Raw genomic sequence first — 19,374 nt, 5'->3', positions numbered from 1 at the left:
GTCATACTGAGAATGTAATAAAACTTTTTGTGTTTGTATTAGTCGCCACAAAATTTTATTTTTTATAATATAAACTAATGTAAAAAGGAGGATTTTAAAATGAAACATTTAAGTAAGAATTTCTGGTTATTCTTCATTGCAGTTTTTGTTGCACTGGCAATCATTTCAATGCCAGTTTATTTGAGGGCAAAAGAAGAGGTCAAAGATCCAGTATGTGGAATGAAGCTTGCAAAAGAAGAAGCAAAGTTCAAGTCAGAATATAAAGGTGAAACTTATTATTTCTGTTCCCAAGATTGCAAAGATAAGTTCGATAAAAATCCAGAGAAATATATTAAAAAAGAAGAATCCAAGAAAGGGATGGAATGCCCTGGGATGAAGATGATGCATATGGAAAAGCATGAACATGAAAAGAAAGAAGGATGCTGCAAAGAAATGATGAAAGATGTAAAGGTAGAAACCACAAATCTGCCAGATGGAGTGCAAATAAAAATCACATCTGACAATCCAGAGGTTGTGAAGAAAATTCAGGAGATGCATAAAGAGGGAAAAGGAATGGGATGCCCAATGATGATGAAGCATGAGAAAGGGAAGGAAGTAAAGAAAGAAGAGCACAAACACTAAAAAAATTTGGGGTCAGGTCTTGAATTGTGAATTTTTTTAAAAATCAGAAGGTGATATCTTTCATCCTCTCCTTTATGGGGAGAGGGTAGGGTGAGGGGGAGAAACGAAAAGAAAAAGAATTGAGATATGTAGAAAACTTCGGAAAGATCAGACAGATGCTGAAAAGAAACTTTGGGCAGTACTTCGAAATCGTCAATTAGACGGGGTGAAGTTCAGAAGACAATTTTCTATTGGCAAATATATATTAGATTTCTATTCTCCGGAATATAAGCTTGGTATTGAAGCTGATGGTGGGCAACATTATGAAGATGAGAGTAGACAACAAGATGAATTAAGAACAAAAGAATTATCCAAGATAGGAGTGCAAATATTAAGATTTAGTAATGAAGCTATATTGAATAATATTGAAGGGGTTTATGAAGTTATTCAAAAGACTATAAAAAAGAAAAGCAATCTTCCCCCTCGCCTCGATCCTCTCCCCAATAGGGAGAGGATGATAATATTTGATAAAGACCCGGAAAAATATGTTGAACGGAAGGCTCGCCGCAATCCCGTCCCTTCAGGGGCGGGTCAAGGCGAGCAATATTAATGACAAAATACCTTGCCGTCGAAGAATCCCTGCTATTTCCTGTCCTGAACTTGATTCAGGAATGGCAGGGTTCTTCAAAAGAAAAAATAAAATAAAGAAATAAAAGGATAAAATAAAATGCCAATTGACCCAATCTGTGGGATGACTGTTAACGAAGAAACTGAATTAAAGACTGAAAGAGAAGGGAGGACATATTATTTCTGCAGTAAATTTTGTTTAGAGAAATTTCTTGAAGAAGAACAGGAAAAAAAAGTTAAAATAAGAGAGAAAGAAAAACACAAGGTTGAAATTGAGAAAGGGATGGAATTAAAATACGATAAAATTGAAAAAACATCTATTTCTATAAGTGGGATGCATTGTGCTTCCTGTGCAATAACAATAGAAAATTCACTAAAAAAAGTAAAAGGTGTTCTGGATGCCAGGGTCAATTTTGCTTCTGAAAAAGCTTTTATTGAATTCAATCCAGAGACTACGGAATTATCCCAATTAGAAAATGCAATAGAAATTACAGGATATAAAGTAATAAAAGAAGAGAAAAAGAAAGAGATTCTGAATTTAAAAATCATAGGAATGGATAACCTCCATTGTTTAGGAACTGTTAAAGGTGTCTTAGATAATCTGGATGGAATCATATCGAAAGAGTTATTCATCAACGAGAAGGCAAAAATCATATACGACCCCAACAAAATAAGCATTACAAAAATAAAAAATGCCATAAAATCCGCAGGATATACTCCGGTTGAGGAAGAAACTTTAAGTATTGACAGAGAGAAGGAAATTCGAGAGAAGGAAATAACGAGTTTAAAAATTAAATTTATTGTATCTCTTATTTTATCAATCCCCTTAGCTTATTTTGCAATGGGACCTCACATAGGTCTTCCAATTCCTTCTTTTGTGCTAAAAAACATTGCCTTGATTCAATTTATTCTAACTACACCTATTTTTATAGCAGGTTATGAATTTTTTACAAAAGGAACGATGGCTGTTATCAAATCAAAATCAGCCACAATGGACACTCTTGTTGCCCTTGGGGTTGGAGCAGCTTACCTGTACAGTCTGTATGTTTCTATTTTGATGGGGGCAGGATCTAAAAAATATGGAATGGAAAATCTTTATTATGAAATAGCAGGAATTCTTATCACATTCATCTTACTGGGAAAATGGCTTGAATCGATTGCAAAAGGAAGAAATTCAGAAGCAATAAAAAAATTGATGGGATTAAAGCCCAGGACTGCTGTTGTTGTAAGAAATAACGAAGAAATAGAAGTTCCAGTGGAAGAGGTTAAAATCGGGGACGTTGTGATTGTAAAGCCTGGGGAAAAGATTCCTGTGGATGGGGAGGTAATTGAAGGTTACTCAAGCGTGGATGAATCGATGATAACAGGAGAAAGTATTCCAGTGGAGAAATCTTCAGGAAGTAAAGTTATCGGAGGAACAATAAATAAGACAGGTTCATTTAAATTTAAAGCATTGAAAATCGGGAAGGATACAGTTTTATCCCAGATAATAAAACTGGTTGAAGAGGCTCAGGGAAGCAAGGCTCCAATACAGAGACTCGCTGATAAAATTTCAGCTTATTTTGTTCCTGCAGTTGTTCTAATTGCTGTTTTTTCATTTTTCATATGGATTCTTGTTGGAAAAAGTTTTGTGTTCTCCCTTACGATTGCAATAGCGGTTTTGATAATTGCATGTCCATGTGCCCTTGGATTGGCAACTCCTACAGCGGTTATGGTTGGAACAGGTATTGGTGCAAAGAATGGAATTTTGATTAAAAGTGCTGAGAGCCTTCAGAAAGTTTACAAGATCACCACAATTATATTTGATAAAACTGGCACATTAACTAAAGGAAAACCAGAGCTCACAGATGCAATTCCGGTTAACGGTATGGATAAAAAAGAGATTTTGAAATTAGCCTCTATCCCAGAGAAAAAATCTGAGCATCCTCTTGCTGAGGCAATCGTGAATGAAGCCAAAAAGGAAGGAATAAAAATTCCAGAACCCTCAAATTTTCAAGCAATACCTGGGATGGGGGTAATAGCAGAATATGACAATAAAAAAATTGTCCTCGGAAACCGAAAATTATTCGACAAATTCAACATAAAAATTGATTTCATCGAAGATAGCATCCGCAATCTTGAACATCAGGGAAAAACTGTTATGATACTTGGAGTTGATGATAAGTCTGTAGGCTTGATAGGAGTAGCTGATACGTTAAAAAATTATTCTACAGAGACTATTAAAGAATTAAAGAAAAAAGGAAAAGAAGTTTGGATGATTACAGGGGATAACCGAAGAACAGGCAAAGCCATTGGGAAAAAATTGGGAATCGAACTTGTTCTCTCAGAGGTGCTTCCCCAGGATAAAGCCTCAGAGATAAAGAAGTTACAGGCAGAAGGGAAAAAAGTTGCAATGGTTGGGGATGGAATTAATGATGCACCAGCTTTAACTCAGGCTGATCTTGGTATTGCTATTGGCTCAGGGACTGACATTGCAATCGAAGCAGGAGATATTGTAATGATAAAGGATGATTTAAGAGATGTTTTAACAGCGATGGATTTGAGCTCTTACACGATGAAAAAAATCAAGCAAAATTTATTTTGGGCTTTCTTTTATAATCTTCTTGGAATTCCCATAGCTGCAGGAATTCTTTATCCATTTTTTGGAATTTTACTAAATCCTATAATAGCGGGAGCTGCAATGGCTTTTAGCTCTGTTTTTGTTGTTACAAATTCTCTTTCTATGAGAAGATATGAACCCAAATTTTCTTTGTAATGGGATAAAAATAAAATCTTTACCTGAACTGGTAAAGATCTTTTTAAATTTGAGACCTGGCAATCAAGCTGATTTTACAGTATTTAGAGAGGGGGGGGTTATATCCCCATTAAAATAAATATAGTTCAGGTGGTTCATTAAAATGGCTATTTTTTATAAGAAGCTGTTAATTAAAGTAAGCTTTAATTAAAAAAATTATACAAATGTCCGATCGTTCCGTCATTCCCGTGAAAATGGGAATCCAGCTCCTTTCCTCTGGATTCCTGCTTCTGCAGGAATGACAAAAACACTATCAGCATAGGACATTATATTACAGTCTTCAATAGTTGTTAATGACAATTTTAAGTCATTATTTTATTTTCTGAAAATTAATAAAGATTTTATTCTTATTCGAAGGTCTTATAAATCTTGTTTATATCCTCTGCTAATTTACCAACTTTATTATTAAGAATGATAAGATAAAGAAAAAGTACAAGCCAGACAATAGTGTAGCCTGCAAATAAATAAATCAAATATTTCATAAAGTATTCCTCCATATTTTAGTGTTTTGTTTTAGTATTTCTATCTGATTTCTTAGATTTTCTATCTTAAATCTGAGAGTCAATAAGATCCAGTAAAAAATTAAAAAAGTCAAAAGAGAGAAAATAAGAGTTTTGATCATTGATGGATCAATTTGGGCATCTACACCCTTGAATATCACGGGGTGAATAGAGCGCCACCAGTGAATCGACATGAAAACAAAAGGAACATCGATAAAAGCTATAATTCCATAGACAGCACAAAATCTGGCTCTATCATGACCTGGTTTTAACTGGGAACGGAGAAGGAGATAGGCCATATAGAGAAACCAGAGAACGAGAGCTGTGGTAAGCCTGGGATCCCACGTCCACCATGCACCCCAGATTGGTCGAGCCCAGATAGAACCAGTAAGAAGCATTAAACTTGTAAAAATAACCCCAATTTCTGTTGAACAATAAGCTAAGGTATCCCAGAGATAATTTCTTTTCCAGAGGTAGAGAATACTGGAGATAAAAACTATCAAAAAGGATAGAAAAGCAATAAAGGCACATGAAAGATGAAAATAGAAAATCCTCTGTATATCTCCCATCACTTTTTCAGGAGGGGCATAAAGGAATATTAAATAGAGATTAATAATCATAAAGATAAATGCGAGTAAATAGAGAAGTTTCTCAGTGTTTTTCATTCTTCCACCACATAGTCAAAAGTCAGAAAAGAAACCACAATAAAAATGATATCAAAAGCTAATAGAATTTTTATCCATTTATCAATATTAGATAGACTTCCACCTTCCAATAAAACACCCGTGGCTTTAACTGAAGAAATTATGACAGGAATCGCTACTGGCAAGAGAATAACAGGAAGTAGCATCTCTCTGGTTCTGGTATTTATAGTCATTGCCGAGAGTATTGTTCCTATTGCAATAAAGCCGATTGTACCTAAAAAGATAGTCAAACTTAAAGGAAGGATATAAGAAAAGAGGTTGATATTGAAGAAAATTGAAAATATTGGAAGAATTAGAAGTTCCATAAACAGGACAAAGATATTATTGGAAATCATTTTACCAAAATATATTACGCTATTATCAATGGGACATAGTAAGAGGCCTTCAAGACAGCCCTTATCTTTTTCAACAAGAAAAGAACGGTTAAGACCTAAAATACCGCTAAATATGAAAACAATCCAGAGAATACCCGAAGCGAAATCTCCAGATTTTTCTGTATCAAACTGAAAAGCGATACTAAATGTAACAACAACTAAAAGGGAAAATATAATCATTGAAGAAAATATTTCTTTTGAACGGATTTCAGAAATAATATCTTTATGAATAATCCAATAGACCTTTTTCATATCAGATATCATTCTTGCGGTCTTATATGTTTAAAATAAATTTTTTCGAAATCTTCTAAATTGATTTTACTTATTTGTTCATCATAAACTATGCTTCCTTTTGAGAGGACTATAACATGAGTGCAATTTTTTAATCCATGGGTAAAATCATGAGTTGTCATGACAATAGTTTTACCTTCATTATGAAAATCATTTAGAAATCTTCTAAATGTATTGACAGCCTCTTGGTCAAGACCAGTGTAAGGTTCATCGAGAAGGAGAATTTTGGGTTCATGAATAATTGCTCTTGCTAAAGAGAGTCGTTGTTCCATTCCCCGAGATAGCACACGAACAAGGTCTCTTCTCCTTAGAGTAAGTCCAAATTTGGAAATGATTTCGTTAACTTTTTTCTCCAGATTCTCCAGCTCATACATCTTTCCATAGAATCTCAAGTTCTCTTCAATTGTTAAATTTTCGTAAAGAAACGGCTTATGAGAAACAAAACCAATATTTCGCAAGACCTTAATAAAGTTCTTGTTAGAGCCGAGCTCTGTGAATTGAATTTTTCCTTTAGATGGCTGGGTTAAACCTGAGATAATCCGTATTAAAGTAGTCTTTCCTGCTCCATTTGGTCCAAAGATTGTTACAAATTCGCCATCTATTATTGAAAGGTTGATTTCATTAAGGGCTTGATGGGTTCCAAAAAATTTAGATACGCTTTGGATTTCAATCACTTCTCGGTTGCCTATTTTTTCTATTTCTGTTTGGAAAATATATCAATCAATTTTTGTTTCATTTCTGAGCGAGCTTTTAAATAAATTTCCTCAGAAATATTGCCTGCTTCATATTGATCATCTAAATTAGCTATCCCTGAAAGAAGTTGCTTTCTTTTATTCTTTAGCTCTTGTTCAGGGGATAATGACTTTTTTCTTTTTATGAATGGATAAATAAATCCCGAGACGATTAGAATAAATAAAACTCCAAGGGCAAAGAACTTTAAAGAACTCTGGTTGTAGGGTAGATTATCCATGCTGATCTTTATTTCAGCATTTGGCTCAATTTCTCTTCCTGATAATCGGAAATATCTCTTTCCTTGTATTTCTAACGAGTCTTCTTTGTGCAAATCTTTGCTTTCTACTTTTATCCCAGTATCCAGAATCAAAAAATTGAGATTCTCAACAGGATAGTTTATCTTTGGAGAGAAAATATATCGGGATGAATTATAAGATATCTTGTAAGAGAAAGCGATTTCTCTTTGCCCTGGGTATAGAGGCATTGTGTCATAAAACCCATCCTCAAGATTTTCCACGCAACATGACATTAGCCCACTCTGGAAATTTAGAACTTCAAATCCTTTTGGTAGAGTGAAGCGTAAAGTCATATTTTTACCTTTCATCCCAACCTTTTCTCCGACATATGTCTTATTCTCAGGATTCTGGAATATAAATACTTCTGTGATTGATAATTTTCCTTTTTCAATATCAAAAATGTAATGGCCAGCTTTTACTTTTATATTTTTCACATTTACCGTTGAGTCATAAACAGGAATTTCAAGAGTTTTTAAGGTTTCTCCTTTCTCGAAAATTATAATATCACTGTAATATTCTGCTCCTTGAAAATTTAGATTGAGGGAATAACTATGCTGAGAGTCAGTGGATAAATTCTTAAAATGAAATTTTCCATTCTTATCTGTTCTTGTTATTTGTTTTTCAGATGGCGTTTGTTTACTGTATTGCTGTAAGATTATCTCAATGAAGGGAACAACTTCTTTACCTTTAGTTTTATTAATAATTTTTCCTTCAATTATTCCTGAAGAGTTGTTCTCTGCTTGAACATTAGTTAAAGTCATTAAAAAAATAGCTAAATAGCTAAAAAAAATTAATGATTTTATTTTCATATATTCCTCTTTTTCTTCTGCCTTAAAGCCAGGACTTCCTTTTCGATTTGATTTTCAATATCTTGTTTTCCTAATCGATCGATATCTTTAAGGAAAGAAAGAGCCTTGAGGCGATAATATTTTTCTAATTCTTCATAGTCCTCTCTTGAAAGTTTGCCCATTTTATAATCAAATTCCAGGTCTTTAATTGTTTCATAGAGTGATACTTTTTGTGAAAGGAGTTCTTTTAATCGTTCATCAATTTTATGGTAAATTTCATGCTTATATTTCTTTATAATTATAGGATAACTGATAAAAAGAAAAACGACTAAATTGATTGCTAAAATTATTATTGTCATGACTTATCGGTCAAATTCTCTAAGCTCCTTCTTTAGTTTTTCTCCGTACAGACTTTCGACTTCTTCCTCTTTAATTTCCTTTTTTTGAATTCTGGCTCTTTCCCTCCATCTGAGAACCCAGATGACAATCGTTAAATAGATGATGATTCCACCAAGAGCTATGATTAAAAAAGGCGTGATCCAGGCGGTGAGATTAAATCCTCTTTTTGTGGGAGTAGAAAGAATTCTCTCTCCATATATTCCAACGAAATATTTGATGACTTCATTTTTTGACTTCCCTTGGGTAATCATCTGGCTAATTATATCTTTCATTTCTTTAGCTGATGCCATTTCGCAAACATTCAACATCTTATTACAGCCGCAGGGACAAATGAGTTCCTTAGCTATTTCATTTACTGTGATTGAATAGAGAGGGGCAAAGAAAGAAGTAATTATAAGCAAGTATATAGTATATAATTTTAAGTTCATGTAATTATAGCCTGACGATATTTTTCTTGGAGGTATCTTTTTTCTCTTTTATCCGGTAGGATTATAATAATTGTTCCTATTGTAAGCACAATTCCTCCAATCCAAATCCAAGCAATTAGTGGTTCGATGAAAAACTTGAAACTCGCTGTCCCATCTTCTGTAAATCCAGCTAATATTACATAAAGATCTTCTTTCAAGTTTGAGAGGATATCTACTTCAGTATGAGCCTGTTCTTCATTTTTATATAAATATTTTTCTGGCGTTAGAAAGCCAAATTTTTTATTATTTTTCCAAATCGAAAGAGTTGTTGATAATATATATTTATTAGCTGTAGGATAACTGGAAAAATCTTCATACTTTAACGTATATTCCTTGATGCGAATGGAGTCCCCCTTTTTTAAAGAGGCTTCTTTCTCTACTTTAAAAGCTGACCCTGTAACTCCTATAAAAATGAGAACCATAGCTAAATGAACAATGTAGCCGCCATATCTTCTCTTGTTTCGTTCAATGAGATTGAAGAAAGCTTTAAGATAATTTTCTTTTTTCATATCGTGACGCACCCTTACCCCTCGGTAGAATTCTAAAATTATTGTAGTCACTACGAAAATGGATAGAGTGAATGATACTGATGCATATAAATGGTGAATACCTAAGAGTATAATAATTGATATACCTGTAAGTGCAATTATAGTAGGGTAAAGAAAAAATTTTTTTAGATTTTTAAGGGTCGTCCTTCTCCAGGCAATAAGAGGACAGAGACCAGTGATAAAAAGAAGTACAAGGAATATAGGAATAGTAACACGATTGAAAAATGGGGGTCCAACTGTAATTTTAACTTTTCGAACAGCCTCGGAGATGAGGGGAAATATCGTTCCCCAGAGGATAGCAAAAGCCGCTCCAATAAGAATTAAATTATTAAACAAAAAGCTACTTTCTCTGGAAAGAATAGATTCTAATTCATTTTTACTCTTTAATATTTTTTGGCGATTGAAGAGAAGACCAAAGGCAAAAATGAGAATTGTTACGATGAGTCCTAAGAAAATTGAGCCTAAAATAGGTGATTGAGCAAATGTGTGAACAGAAGATAGGACACCACTACGAACGATGAAAGTGCCAAAGATGGTTAGAACAAAAGTAATAATGATAAGAATCATATTCCAGATTTTAAGCATATCTCTCTTTTCCTGGATCATTACCGAATGGAGAAAAGCAGTACCTGTTAGCCATGGCATAAATGATGCATTCTCAACCGGGTCCCACGCCCAGTAACCTCCCCAGCCCAATTCCACATAAGCCCACTGGGCTCCTAAAAGATTTCCAATGCCTAAAAAGTACCAAGAAAAAATTGTCCATCTGCGAGTAGTTCTGATCCAGATATCATCGAGCTTTCCAGTGATAAGAGCAGCTATAGCGAAAGCAAAGGGAATGGCAAAACCAACATATCCAATGTAGAGAGCGGGTGGATGAAAAAGCATGCCAGGGTTCTGAAGTAAAGGGTTTAGCCCCTGGCCATCAGGGGGAGTAAAAGAAAGTTTCTCAAAGGGATTGGAAATAAACACAATAATGGACAGAAAAAAAAATTCTAAAAACATTAATATTGAGATAACATAAGGCATTAATTGCCTGTTCTGTTTCTTGTTTTGAATCATAACTATAGCTGTAAAAATACTCAATAACCAAACCCAAAGAAGGAGAGAGCCTTTCTGACCAGCCCAAAAAGCTGGGATTCTGTAAAAGAGTGGTAAAGTTCTACTTGAATAACTGGCCACATATTCCAGTTTAAAATCATAATTGATAAATGCATAGATGAGAGAAATGGAGCTAAGAGTGAGAAGGATAAAGGAAGCTAATGCTGCATTTTCAGCACTGACAATTATTTCCTCTTTTTCCCTCTTTTTTCCAACAAAAGAGAAAATACTTGCATAGGCAGATACAATGAGTGCAGTAATTAAAGAGAGATATCCGATTTGAGTCATAATTTTGCTTTATATTTTGAAGGACATTTAGTTAAAAGAGTGTTTGCATGAAAGATTCCCTCCTCTGTATAAACTCCTTCTATCACTACCTCGCTACCTGCTTTGAATATATCAGGAATTATTCCTTTATAAATTACTTTTAGATTTTCCTTGCCATCTGTAATCTTGAAACTTAATTCCAATGATCTTGAATTCCAGGATATTGAACCAGGAATTACTTCTCCTCCCACTCGAAAATTTTGGTTATAAATTGTATTACTTCTAACTTTTAACTCAGACACAGTAAGATAATAAATACCTGTCTCTCGAATACCAGTATAAATAAGATAACTAAGAGCAACTAACACTATAATTCCTCCAATAATAAATTTAAGTTTCCTTCTCTTCATATTTTATATTCCTTTATTTTTATTTAAGTTCAGGTAATATTTTTAAGCATTGGATTTACTTTTCTATAAGAGATCTTATATTATACTACATAATGTAGAATGTCAAGGTAGTGATTTTTTTAGGGTTAGGGCATGAAGATCCTGGGCAGGGTTTGCCCTTTAGTTTTTCCTTCTTTTCAATTCATCTCGAAAAGCTTCTAAGCGAGGGAGCTCTTCTTTATCTCTCTGCCTTTTTGCGGCTCTTTTACTGGCAATAATATCATCAATTGAAGCACATGGGAATCTACCATCGATAATCTCACTTCTTTTTTGTGCCTCATCAAATGACTCTATTCCATTCGGGGCAAAAACTATATCAAGAGGAAAGGGGCCGAATCTAATTTGGATGAAATCTTTCCCTTCTCTTATAGCCTCTTCAAGCTTATCATCTACATCAAATTCCAGTTCTTTTAATGCTCTTATAAGGTTCGAACAATTCTCCTCTGAGTTTTTAGGAAATATGACTATATCTTGAGTCGTTCCAGGATAGCCATAAAGAGTGGCTGCCCCTTTTCCGATAAAAAGATATTTAACATTATGCTTATTGAAAATCTCGACTAATTCTATAATTTTATCAATCATCAGTATAGTAGCCCAGCCACTTTGGTAAATTTTCATTTGCCCATTTTCGATATTCTTCCATTGTATTGAATATTCTATATGGGACATCATCAATTAAAGGTAGTTTCATATAAATGAAACCTAATCTAATCCGCTCTTCAACGCTACGAGAAAGACCGTCTTGAAGGTTTAATTTTAGCTGTTCTTCTTCACTTAATCTCCCGATATGATAGACCAATTTTTTCATTTTTTTGTTCAACTTCTTATTTTAACATATCGAAATGAGCAATGCATAGCGATGAATTGCCTCCTTTAAAATCTAACCATAAAAAGAATATAGCAGAGCTTTAAAATTTGGGTAAATTGGGATTTTGTCTGATCCAATTTATGTATGCTTTAATTGCCTCTAATTCTTCCTTAGAAATTATGTTTTCATAGGATGGCATTTTTATTACCTGTCTTTTCAGAAAATAGGCACTCGCAGGATTCTTTTGAAGTCTTTCAGTGCTGCCTTTTAATATCCATTCTTCCAATTCTTTATCATTCCCAACTAATTCGGAGAAGTCTTTACTGTCCCATGCAGGGATATAACCTTTGAAAGATTCAGGATTAGGAAGAGATCCTCTACCTTCTGGACCATGACATCCAAAACATCCGTGGTTATAGGCTAATTCTCTTCCTTTTTCTGCCAATGGATCTTCAGGTTTTTTAGCCCATGCCGTTGCTTTAAAAAAAGAGACAAGGTCATTTAATTCTTTGGATGAAATCACTCCTTTGTAGGAAGGCATTTTTATAAGACTTTTTTTCCTTCTGTTATTAAATGTTTCGCTTTTCTTTAATCTTTCAGGAGCTCCATTTAAAATCCATTCTTTTATCTCTTTTTCATTCTCTACATACATCATATATGTTCCTCCATCCCAGGATGGCACTGAGCCTTCTGGATTTCCTGGATTTTTTATTCCTCTTATTCCTTCTGGACCATGGCAGCTGAAACATCCAAATCTACTGGCAATTTCTTTGCCCCTTTCGACTGATGAGACTCCCTTAGCTCTCCAATGGGTAATAAATACATAAAAAAGAAAAGCTCCGCTCACGAGGAAAAGAGCGGAGCTTAAAATAATTATAGTTATTTTTTCTCTATTCTTCATTGAGATTTTGAAACTTTCTCAATAGAAGATAAAACAATCGAAGGGATTCCGGCTTTTTTAATAAGTTTTCCTTTTGCTTCTACGAACTCAGCAGCCATACCCTTTGCTTTTTCATAGGGATCCTCATTTTTGTGATCTGGAAATAGAAGGTAGACCTCTCCTTTCTCAGTGAGAACTCCCATGGGAAAACCTTTCTGAGTGCAAGCCAGTGCGCATTTTTTATGAGGAGCGCCCTTTGCTTCGTGATCAAAGTAACAGGAGACATCAATTAATTCTCCTTTTACTGTTATCTCCTGGCTTCTTTCCTGGGAAACGACAGCTAAACAAATTAGAAAAATACTTGATACAAAAAATGTTAACACTTTTTTCATGTTCCCTCCTTTTAATTTATTCATATAAAAAAAATTTATTTTATTTTTCTGTCTTATTTTTGTCAAACATGAAGTCACAATCATATTAAAAGAATCTCCTGATAAAAAATGATTAAATACTTAAATAAAATTGAGTTTTATTCCTCCTACAATTACTCTTCGAAACATTGGACGTCCATCAAAGGTCTCATAAATTTTATCGAAAATGTTACTGCCTTTCATGAAAATTTCTATATATTTAGCCTTAAAAGAAAAAGCGATATCCATATTTAACCAGTCGTCTAACACAGTTGGTTTTCCTCCTGTAGCTTGAATTCCTTTTGCTTTTCCTCCATAGTTTAGAATTATCCTTGCATTAAAGTATTCAGTATTTAGAATTTTCTTTCTGAAATTTAATCCAAAATTGGCTAAATTTTTTGGTCCGCTGAAGTTTGCCGGTTTGTCTTTCCTTTCCGCTGAATTGTAGGTGTAGTTAATAAATCCATCTATCTCCTTAAATGGAGAGAAAATAATTTCAGCTTCCAATCCATCGGATTTCAATTTTTCAGGGTTATTCCTCCAGTAAATTCCAGGCGGTCTTCTTTTAATGTCAAAGAAAAGTTCTGTTTCCCGATCCAATTGAATTGAGAAAGAAGAGAGTCTCATTGAAAGTTTTTCATCAATTAGTTTCTGACGCATTCCAATCTCAAAACCTTTTAATCTTTCACTTTCCAATCCTGATTGAGGGTCTTCTTCGTTAAATTCTGAAATAGAGGGCCAGCGAGTTGAATTTCCCCATATAAAATAAAGATTATTTCCTCTAAAAGGACTTAAAGATATCGAAAAATATGGATTCCATTGAGAATTTGCCTTTGTATGATAGTCATACCGGAGACCCACTGCAATTGAAAAAAATTTTCCCCAAGAGAATATATCCTCTATGTATAAGCCGTAGATATTTGTATAGTCAAACTTTAGTGGTGTTCCGAGGTTTTCTCTTGCATAGGAAGATAAAAAAATTCCTCCTAAAGAAATACGCTGTTTCAATGGAAAATCAAAGGAAAAATCAATTTTTGCTCCTTCTCTGAATCTGTATTGATCTCTTACATCAGGATGCATCATTAAATTCAAAAAATCTTTTTCTCTTGCCATGAAAAATGCCATTTTTAAATCTGATTCTTTCCAGGGTTCAAAAGAAAAATTTAGATTAAGTTCCAATAGATCTCTTTCTCTTTTCTCTTTTTCTTTCCTGAAAATTATATCCGAGAAAAATTTTTTACTTTTTAAATATTGAAAATATAAAGCTAAGGAAGAGTTACCCGGGAGCTTCCAGAAAATTTTTCCAGCAGGCTCCAGTTTCCAGTAGCTACGATCTCCGTAAAATTCTTTTTCTTTCGGTGGAGTACGTCTTACGCCTGTAAGATTATCTGTCTTTAAATAATCAATTCCACCTTGATAATTAATATCTTTAAAATTTCCGCCAATATTTCCAGAGAGAAACAAACTTTTTAATTCTCCATAGCCAGCAGATATTTCAGAATCAAAAATATTTTTTGTGTAAATTTCTATTACTGAAGTATAACCTCCAAATCTCGCAGGAACAGGAGGAAGATATACAATTATTCTGTCGATAAAGGATAGGGGAGGTAAGTGCTCAATTTCATTGGCATCAGAATAGGAATTGTTGAGGGGCATACCATCGATTAAAATCAGGACATTGCGCGAACTATCCCTTGAAAGACCCCGCAATAAAATCCAATCCTCAGCTCCAATATCAGAAGAAGTCTTAAAAGTGATACCAGTTCTTGTTCTTAGAAGAGAGAGAATGTCATAAAGATCATATCCTGTCAGATTTTTTTCAAGATCCTCTGAAGTTATTACTATAGAATTTGGTGGAAGATGTTCTTCTGAAGATAATTCTGATACCGGAAGAGAAAGAATTAAAAACAGGATGAAAAGATTTAATGATTTCATTAATTTCTCCTTATATTGATTTCATTCTCAAAATTATTTTAATTGAGAATGAGTCTCAATTTTAAATTAAAATTATTTTTCCTGTCAAGTAAAAATTTTATTAAACCCGAATTATGCAAACCTATGTCAAAGCCCTTGTAGGGCAGGGCTTTAGCCCTGCATCTTTAGTGAATCAAAGCAAGGCTAAAGCATTGCCCTACGGTAATCTGCAAAGAACCTTGCGTAATTCGGGTTAAAGGCTTACTGGTGAATTACGAGTTATAATATACTTATTTTTGGGTGTAAAAATCACAGATAGTTTTTAGTATTTCTCCGATTGCACTTGAAGCTGCTTCATCTCCGTGAATATCATTAAAAAATATGGAAACAGCGCAATGGGAGTTCTCTCCAAAATATAGAATACCCGCAAATGTTCTTACTCTTGGTAATGAACCACCTTTCCAAATAAATTTAACGTTACTCGGAATAAAACGAGGAGTATAAGAAGCTCTTGAAGTTTTAGAAAGTATTTCGACAAATTTCTCACAAATTTCAGGAGTAAGAATTGTTTTCTCATATATTTTTTTTAAAAGAAGAGCAATATCGTATGGAGTGCTTGTATTGTGTTTTAAATTTAAATCTGCTCTTTCAATCCTGGTGTAAATCAGTTTATTTTCATCTTTGAGAAGTATTGGGTTTTTCTCTATCCAGATATCATCTGTCAATTTTTTCATAATACCACCTCGAAGAGATATCTCCCACAAATCAAAATTCTTGTCCATATCCGATTCAAAAATGACTGAATCTCCGTCTGAAGAGAAGCCTGGATTCCAGTTATTACCTTCATAAGCTGTCAATTTTTTTATTTTTTTTCTATTTAAATCTAAAATCCAAATATTATTTTTACTTTGAAATACTATTTTTTCTCCATCAGGTGACCAGATAGGCAGATTCCCACCTATGTTGAAATCTGTTAATAGATATTCTTTTTTTTCTTTTAAATCTGCGTATCTCAAATTAACAAGGTTCCTGTATCTCCATGAATATGCTATTTTTTTTCCATCAGGAGACCATGCAGGTTCAGTTTCATCTGCCATGGAGATCGTTAGTTGATGAAGAGAGTTATCTTTTTCATCCCAGATCCAGATGTCATAATTTCCATTTATATTGCTGGAGAACGCTAATTTTTTCCCATCTGGTGACCAGCAGGGTTCCTTTTGCCTGAAATTGTCATTTGTTATCTGTGTCATAGTGTTCGTTTTTAAGTCTTTTATCCATATATCATAGGATTGAACAAATGCTATCCTGCTTTTATCCGGAGATAGAGTTAGATTTTCTGCTTGATAGGGAATATCAGTAACCATTATTTCTTCTGTTGTTTGATTATTTAAAGATTTTATTACGATAGCTTCGCGAATTGGATGGGCAAAATATTTTGCGGTTGAAAGATCAATGTTTGTATTCTGTAATCCGATGGATTTTAGAAAGGGATTTATCCAATCCATTCCTAATTTCTGGAAAATCATCTCAGTGGCAGTTCCATCACTTACTGAAATCATTATTTCAGTCAAATATTTGATGGTTGGATCAATGCCTGAAGGAAGTTCCTGTATTATGCCACTGGCGCCTTCAACTTTAACGTCATCTGTAAGAGATATTCTGTCATTCCAGGATATTTTTTCATCCATTATTGCTTTTCCAACAGCTACCATATTAGGCACTTTTCGAACACTGGCAAGGGTGAATAATTCGTTTTCTCTGATTAAAATTTTATCATTAGATTCAATATGGATGAGAGCGAAGCCAGGTCGAGCATTTACAGAATTCAATATTTTGTTTATGTTCTTTTCTAAGGTTTTTAACTCTTTTCCATAAAGGCTTGATGAGAAAGATATGATAACGAATAAAGTTGTAAAAAGTAATTTCATGTTTTTTCTAAAAATATCCTTTTCCATATGTTTTAATCCTCGAAGATTTTAACATTATACTACATATTGTAGTAAAAATAAATTTTGGTAAACATTTAAAGCAAGGATCACTCTTAAACTATAATGAGGGATAACTTCTGGGCGAAAGAGGTGGTTGACCTCTTTATTATAATAAATTTACAATTTGAATATTAATAAATAAAATAATCTATTCTTCTATGAAATTTTTTATAAATTTAATTTTATTTTTTTTCTTGAGTCTTTCAGGTTTTTCAGCAGAGATTAAAGGAAAAATTGTTAATTTAGAAGGCAATCCAGTTTCAGGAGCCCAGGTTTTTATTTTAGAGAACGAAAATAGTTGCATATCTGGCCAAAATGGTCTGTTCATTTTAGTTGTTCCAGATGTCAAAAAGATTAAATTAAAAATACTTCATCCTGATTACTTTGAAAAAGAATTGACAGTTAAGCAAGAAAGTTTTTCAAAAGAAATTTTAATAACCTTAATTCCTTATATACGCCAGACTGAAGAAGTTATTGTTACTGCCTTGAGATATCCAGAATCATCTTCCTCATTGCCAGCAGCTGAAACAGTTTTACCTTCAGAGATTCTTGAAGAGAAATCATCAGCAAACATTGAACAGGCACTTATGAGCATACCTGGAGTGTCAAGCATCGGAAGCGGGGGATTCTCAAAAGTTCCGAGCATTCGAGGTTTAGCTCGACGAAGAATCCTTCTTCTAATAGATAATGCCCGAGTAATCAGTGACCGTAGAACAGGTCCGAGTGCTTCATTTGTAAATCCCGAGGATATTGAAAGAATTGAAGTCCTGCGAAGTCCTTCATCAGTATTTTATGGTTCTGATGCGATTGGAGGCGTGGTTCAGATATTGACAAAGAAGCCGCAAAAATTAGAGCGAATTAATGGAAAAATTAATATCAAGTATGGCTTTAACAATCAGGAGAAAAAAGCAGGAATTTCTTTAAGCCGTCAGTTCAATAAAACTGGATTTTACCTTTCTTTTCAAGGGATTGATGCAGAGAATTATTTTTCACCAATTGGAGAGATACCGATGTCTCATTTTACCAGTTTAAGTTCTTTGTTTAAAATTTATCATGGGGGAGAAAAAAGAAATGTTGGTTTAAACTTTCTTTTGGGAAGAGGGTTTAACATAGGAAAGCCTAATGTTGATAGCAGAATAAATCCTACCTGGTATCCTCAAGAATCTCAAAATCTATTTAACTTGAGCTGGAAGGAGGAAAAAATAGCAGGAGGAAAGATTTCTTTTCAGCTATATTTTAACCCAAATTTTTTAGAAACAAAAAAAGAAAAAATATCCAGTTATAAAGAACAAGAATCTTTTGCAAGAACAGAGAGTGTTGATTATGGCTCCCAGATTTTTTATTTAAAAAATTTAAAAAGTGATATCAGGCTCACCTTTGGCCTTGACCTTTCGGGAAGAACAGGTGTATCAGCTCGAAACATCGAAACCAGATATGATTCCCATGGATATGCTCTGAAAAAAATAGAAGAAAATTCCATCAAGGATGGTAAGAGAAGAGATTTTGGCTTGTTTTTATCATTAGACTACACAGGAATCAAGAATCTTGATCTGACAGGGGGTTTAAGAAGAGACTTTTTTAGATTGAGGGCAAAGAGTTCTGAATTTATAAAAACTAATTTTGTCAAAGATAAAACCTGGACAGGGTTTATAGGCGCTTCCTATAAACTTTTTGAGGATTTTATTGTTTTTGCAAATTTATCAAGAGCTTATAGACTTCCTGATTTATCCGAGAGATTTTACACTGGGATAACAGGGAGAGGATTTATTATTGGTAATCCTGACCTGAAACCTGAAGTCAGCTTGAATTTTGATGCCGGTTTAAAAATAATTAAAAAATATTTATTCTCTGGATTTTATGTATTCAATTATAAAATCGATGATTTAGTTGAAAGATATAGAAGCAAGGAGAAGATATATACATATGGGAACATAGAGAGCGGACAGATAAGGGGTTTTGAATTTGAATTTGAATATTATCCATTCTCAGGATGGAAAATATTCACCAATTTTTTTACATATTACGGAAAGAGCAGAATTACAAAAGCATATCTTAATGACATTCCTCCTGAGAGGTTGTTTTTAGGTACTCGTCTCTGGAAAAGAAAATTCTGGTTTGAAATTAATAGTTTTATCCAGAGAAAAAAAGATAACCCTGGCCCTGCTGAGATAACTATTCCTGGTTTTTTAATGTTTAATCTTCAAACAGGATACCATGTAAATTCATCCTTTCAGATTTATTTCTATGGAATGAATATTTTCAATAAAAATTATCTGGCAAGACCTGATCCTGAGTCTCGAGAGGAGCCAGGGAGAAGTATTAGTTTTAGTTTAAATTATATTTTTTAATACTACAATAACTTATCTGAGTAAGAAAGAAATGAGATCAAAAGATAATAGAGAGGCCATCCATCTTCTGAGCGAAGGGGATGGATGGC

At 33.7% G+C, this 19,374-nt stretch carries 19 protein-coding genes; 4 read left to right on the top strand and 15 right to left on the bottom strand.

What is annotated here, in order from left to right; all coding sequences use genetic code 11:
- Positions 1-99 precede the first annotated feature (99 nt).
- The 3 genes from AB1410_08345 to AB1410_08335 all read left to right on the top strand — a co-directional run bounded on the left by AB1410_08345 (position 100) and on the right by AB1410_08335 (position 3,982).
- The gene (locus tag AB1410_08345; protein ID MEW6456703.1) at positions 100-621 is read left to right on the top strand and encodes a YHS domain-containing protein; all 522 of its coding nucleotides are present in this window, start codon (positions 100-102) and stop codon (positions 619-621) included.
- 118 nt (positions 622-739) lie between these two features.
- Positions 740-1,210, top strand: coding sequence for an endonuclease domain-containing protein (locus tag AB1410_08340; GenBank protein MEW6456702.1), 471 nt, complete (start codon positions 740-742; stop codon positions 1,208-1,210).
- 117 nt (positions 1,211-1,327) lie between these two features.
- Positions 1,328-3,982 (top strand): heavy metal translocating P-type ATPase, encoded by a 2,655-nt coding sequence (locus AB1410_08335; GenBank protein MEW6456701.1) that lies wholly within the window; start codon positions 1,328-1,330, stop codon positions 3,980-3,982.
- A gap of 386 nt (positions 3,983-4,368) precedes the next feature.
- Here the strand turns inward: AB1410_08335 and AB1410_08330 are convergent, their stop codons facing one another.
- The 15 genes from AB1410_08330 to AB1410_08260 form a co-directional block, all read right to left on the bottom strand.
- Entirely contained in the window at positions 4,369-4,503 is a 135-nt protein-coding gene (locus AB1410_08330) for a CcmD family protein (protein ID MEW6456700.1), read from the bottom strand.
- Complete coding sequence (gene ccsA / locus AB1410_08325) at positions 4,500-5,186, bottom strand: cytochrome c biogenesis protein CcsA (GenBank protein MEW6456699.1); 687 nt, start codon at positions 5,184-5,186, stop codon at positions 4,500-4,502. The genes AB1410_08330 and ccsA overlap by 4 nt, the downstream gene beginning before the upstream one ends.
- A complete protein-coding gene (locus tag AB1410_08320; GenBank protein MEW6456698.1) occupies positions 5,183-5,851 on the bottom strand; it encodes a heme exporter protein CcmB in 669 nt (222 codons plus the stop codon). Before AB1410_08320 ends, ccsA begins: the two co-directional genes overlap by 4 nt.
- Positions 5,852-5,859: 8 nt before the next feature.
- Complete coding sequence (gene ccmA / locus AB1410_08315) at positions 5,860-6,564, bottom strand: heme ABC exporter ATP-binding protein CcmA (protein MEW6456697.1); 705 nt, start codon at positions 6,562-6,564, stop codon at positions 5,860-5,862.
- 20 nt (positions 6,565-6,584) lie between these two features.
- Positions 6,585-7,727 carry a hypothetical protein gene (locus AB1410_08310; protein MEW6456696.1) on the bottom strand — a complete coding sequence of 381 codons (1,143 nt, stop codon included), beginning with the start codon at positions 7,725-7,727 and terminating at the stop codon, positions 6,585-6,587.
- The gene (locus tag AB1410_08305; GenBank protein MEW6456695.1) at positions 7,724-8,065 is read right to left on the bottom strand and encodes a hypothetical protein; all 342 of its coding nucleotides are present in this window, start codon (positions 8,063-8,065) and stop codon (positions 7,724-7,726) included. The genes AB1410_08310 and AB1410_08305 overlap by 4 nt, the downstream gene beginning before the upstream one ends.
- A gap of 3 nt (positions 8,066-8,068) precedes the next feature.
- The gene (locus AB1410_08300; GenBank protein ID MEW6456694.1) at positions 8,069-8,533 is read right to left on the bottom strand and encodes a cytochrome c-type biogenesis protein CcmH; all 465 of its coding nucleotides are present in this window, start codon (positions 8,531-8,533) and stop codon (positions 8,069-8,071) included.
- Complete coding sequence (locus AB1410_08295) at positions 8,530-10,509, bottom strand: heme lyase CcmF/NrfE family subunit (GenBank protein MEW6456693.1); 1,980 nt, start codon at positions 10,507-10,509, stop codon at positions 8,530-8,532. The genes AB1410_08300 and AB1410_08295 overlap by 4 nt, the downstream gene beginning before the upstream one ends.
- Positions 10,506-10,898 carry a cytochrome c maturation protein CcmE gene (locus AB1410_08290; GenBank protein MEW6456692.1) on the bottom strand — a complete coding sequence of 131 codons (393 nt, stop codon included), beginning with the start codon at positions 10,896-10,898 and terminating at the stop codon, positions 10,506-10,508. The genes AB1410_08295 and AB1410_08290 overlap by 4 nt, the downstream gene beginning before the upstream one ends.
- Before the next feature lie 159 nt (positions 10,899-11,057).
- Positions 11,058-11,555: a hypothetical protein gene (locus AB1410_08285; protein ID MEW6456691.1), complete on the bottom strand. Its 498-nt coding sequence runs from the start codon at positions 11,553-11,555 to the stop codon at positions 11,058-11,060.
- Positions 11,512-11,745: a hypothetical protein gene (locus AB1410_08280; protein MEW6456690.1), complete on the bottom strand. Its 234-nt coding sequence runs from the start codon at positions 11,743-11,745 to the stop codon at positions 11,512-11,514. The genes AB1410_08285 and AB1410_08280 overlap by 44 nt, the downstream gene beginning before the upstream one ends.
- A 100-nt stretch (positions 11,746-11,845) precedes the next feature.
- On the bottom strand, positions 11,846-12,646 hold the full coding sequence (locus AB1410_08275; protein MEW6456689.1) for a c-type cytochrome: 801 nt from the start codon (positions 12,644-12,646) through the stop codon (positions 11,846-11,848).
- Entirely contained in the window at positions 12,643-13,017 is a 375-nt protein-coding gene (locus AB1410_08270; GenBank protein MEW6456688.1) for a hypothetical protein, read from the bottom strand. Before AB1410_08270 ends, AB1410_08275 begins: the two co-directional genes overlap by 4 nt.
- Before the next feature lie 120 nt (positions 13,018-13,137).
- The gene (locus AB1410_08265) at positions 13,138-14,970 is read right to left on the bottom strand and encodes a TonB-dependent receptor (protein MEW6456687.1); all 1,833 of its coding nucleotides are present in this window, start codon (positions 14,968-14,970) and stop codon (positions 13,138-13,140) included.
- Between the two features lie 269 nt (positions 14,971-15,239).
- Positions 15,240-16,904: a serine hydrolase gene (locus AB1410_08260; protein MEW6456686.1), complete on the bottom strand. Its 1,665-nt coding sequence runs from the start codon at positions 16,902-16,904 to the stop codon at positions 15,240-15,242.
- A gap of 191 nt (positions 16,905-17,095) precedes the next feature.
- Between AB1410_08260 and AB1410_08255 the strand changes: the two genes are divergently transcribed.
- Positions 17,096-19,285, top strand: coding sequence for a TonB-dependent receptor (locus tag AB1410_08255; GenBank protein ID MEW6456685.1), 2,190 nt, complete (start codon positions 17,096-17,098; stop codon positions 19,283-19,285).
- Positions 19,286-19,374: the final 89 nt, after the last annotated feature.

It is taken from the genome of Acidobacteriota bacterium, assembly GCA_040756905.1.
Taxonomy (GTDB): Bacteria; Acidobacteriota; Aminicenantia; order JBFLYD01; family JBFLYD01; genus JBFLYD01.
Note: the sequence above shows the minus strand (reverse complement) of the source record. Positions and strands in the feature narration are given on the sequence as shown.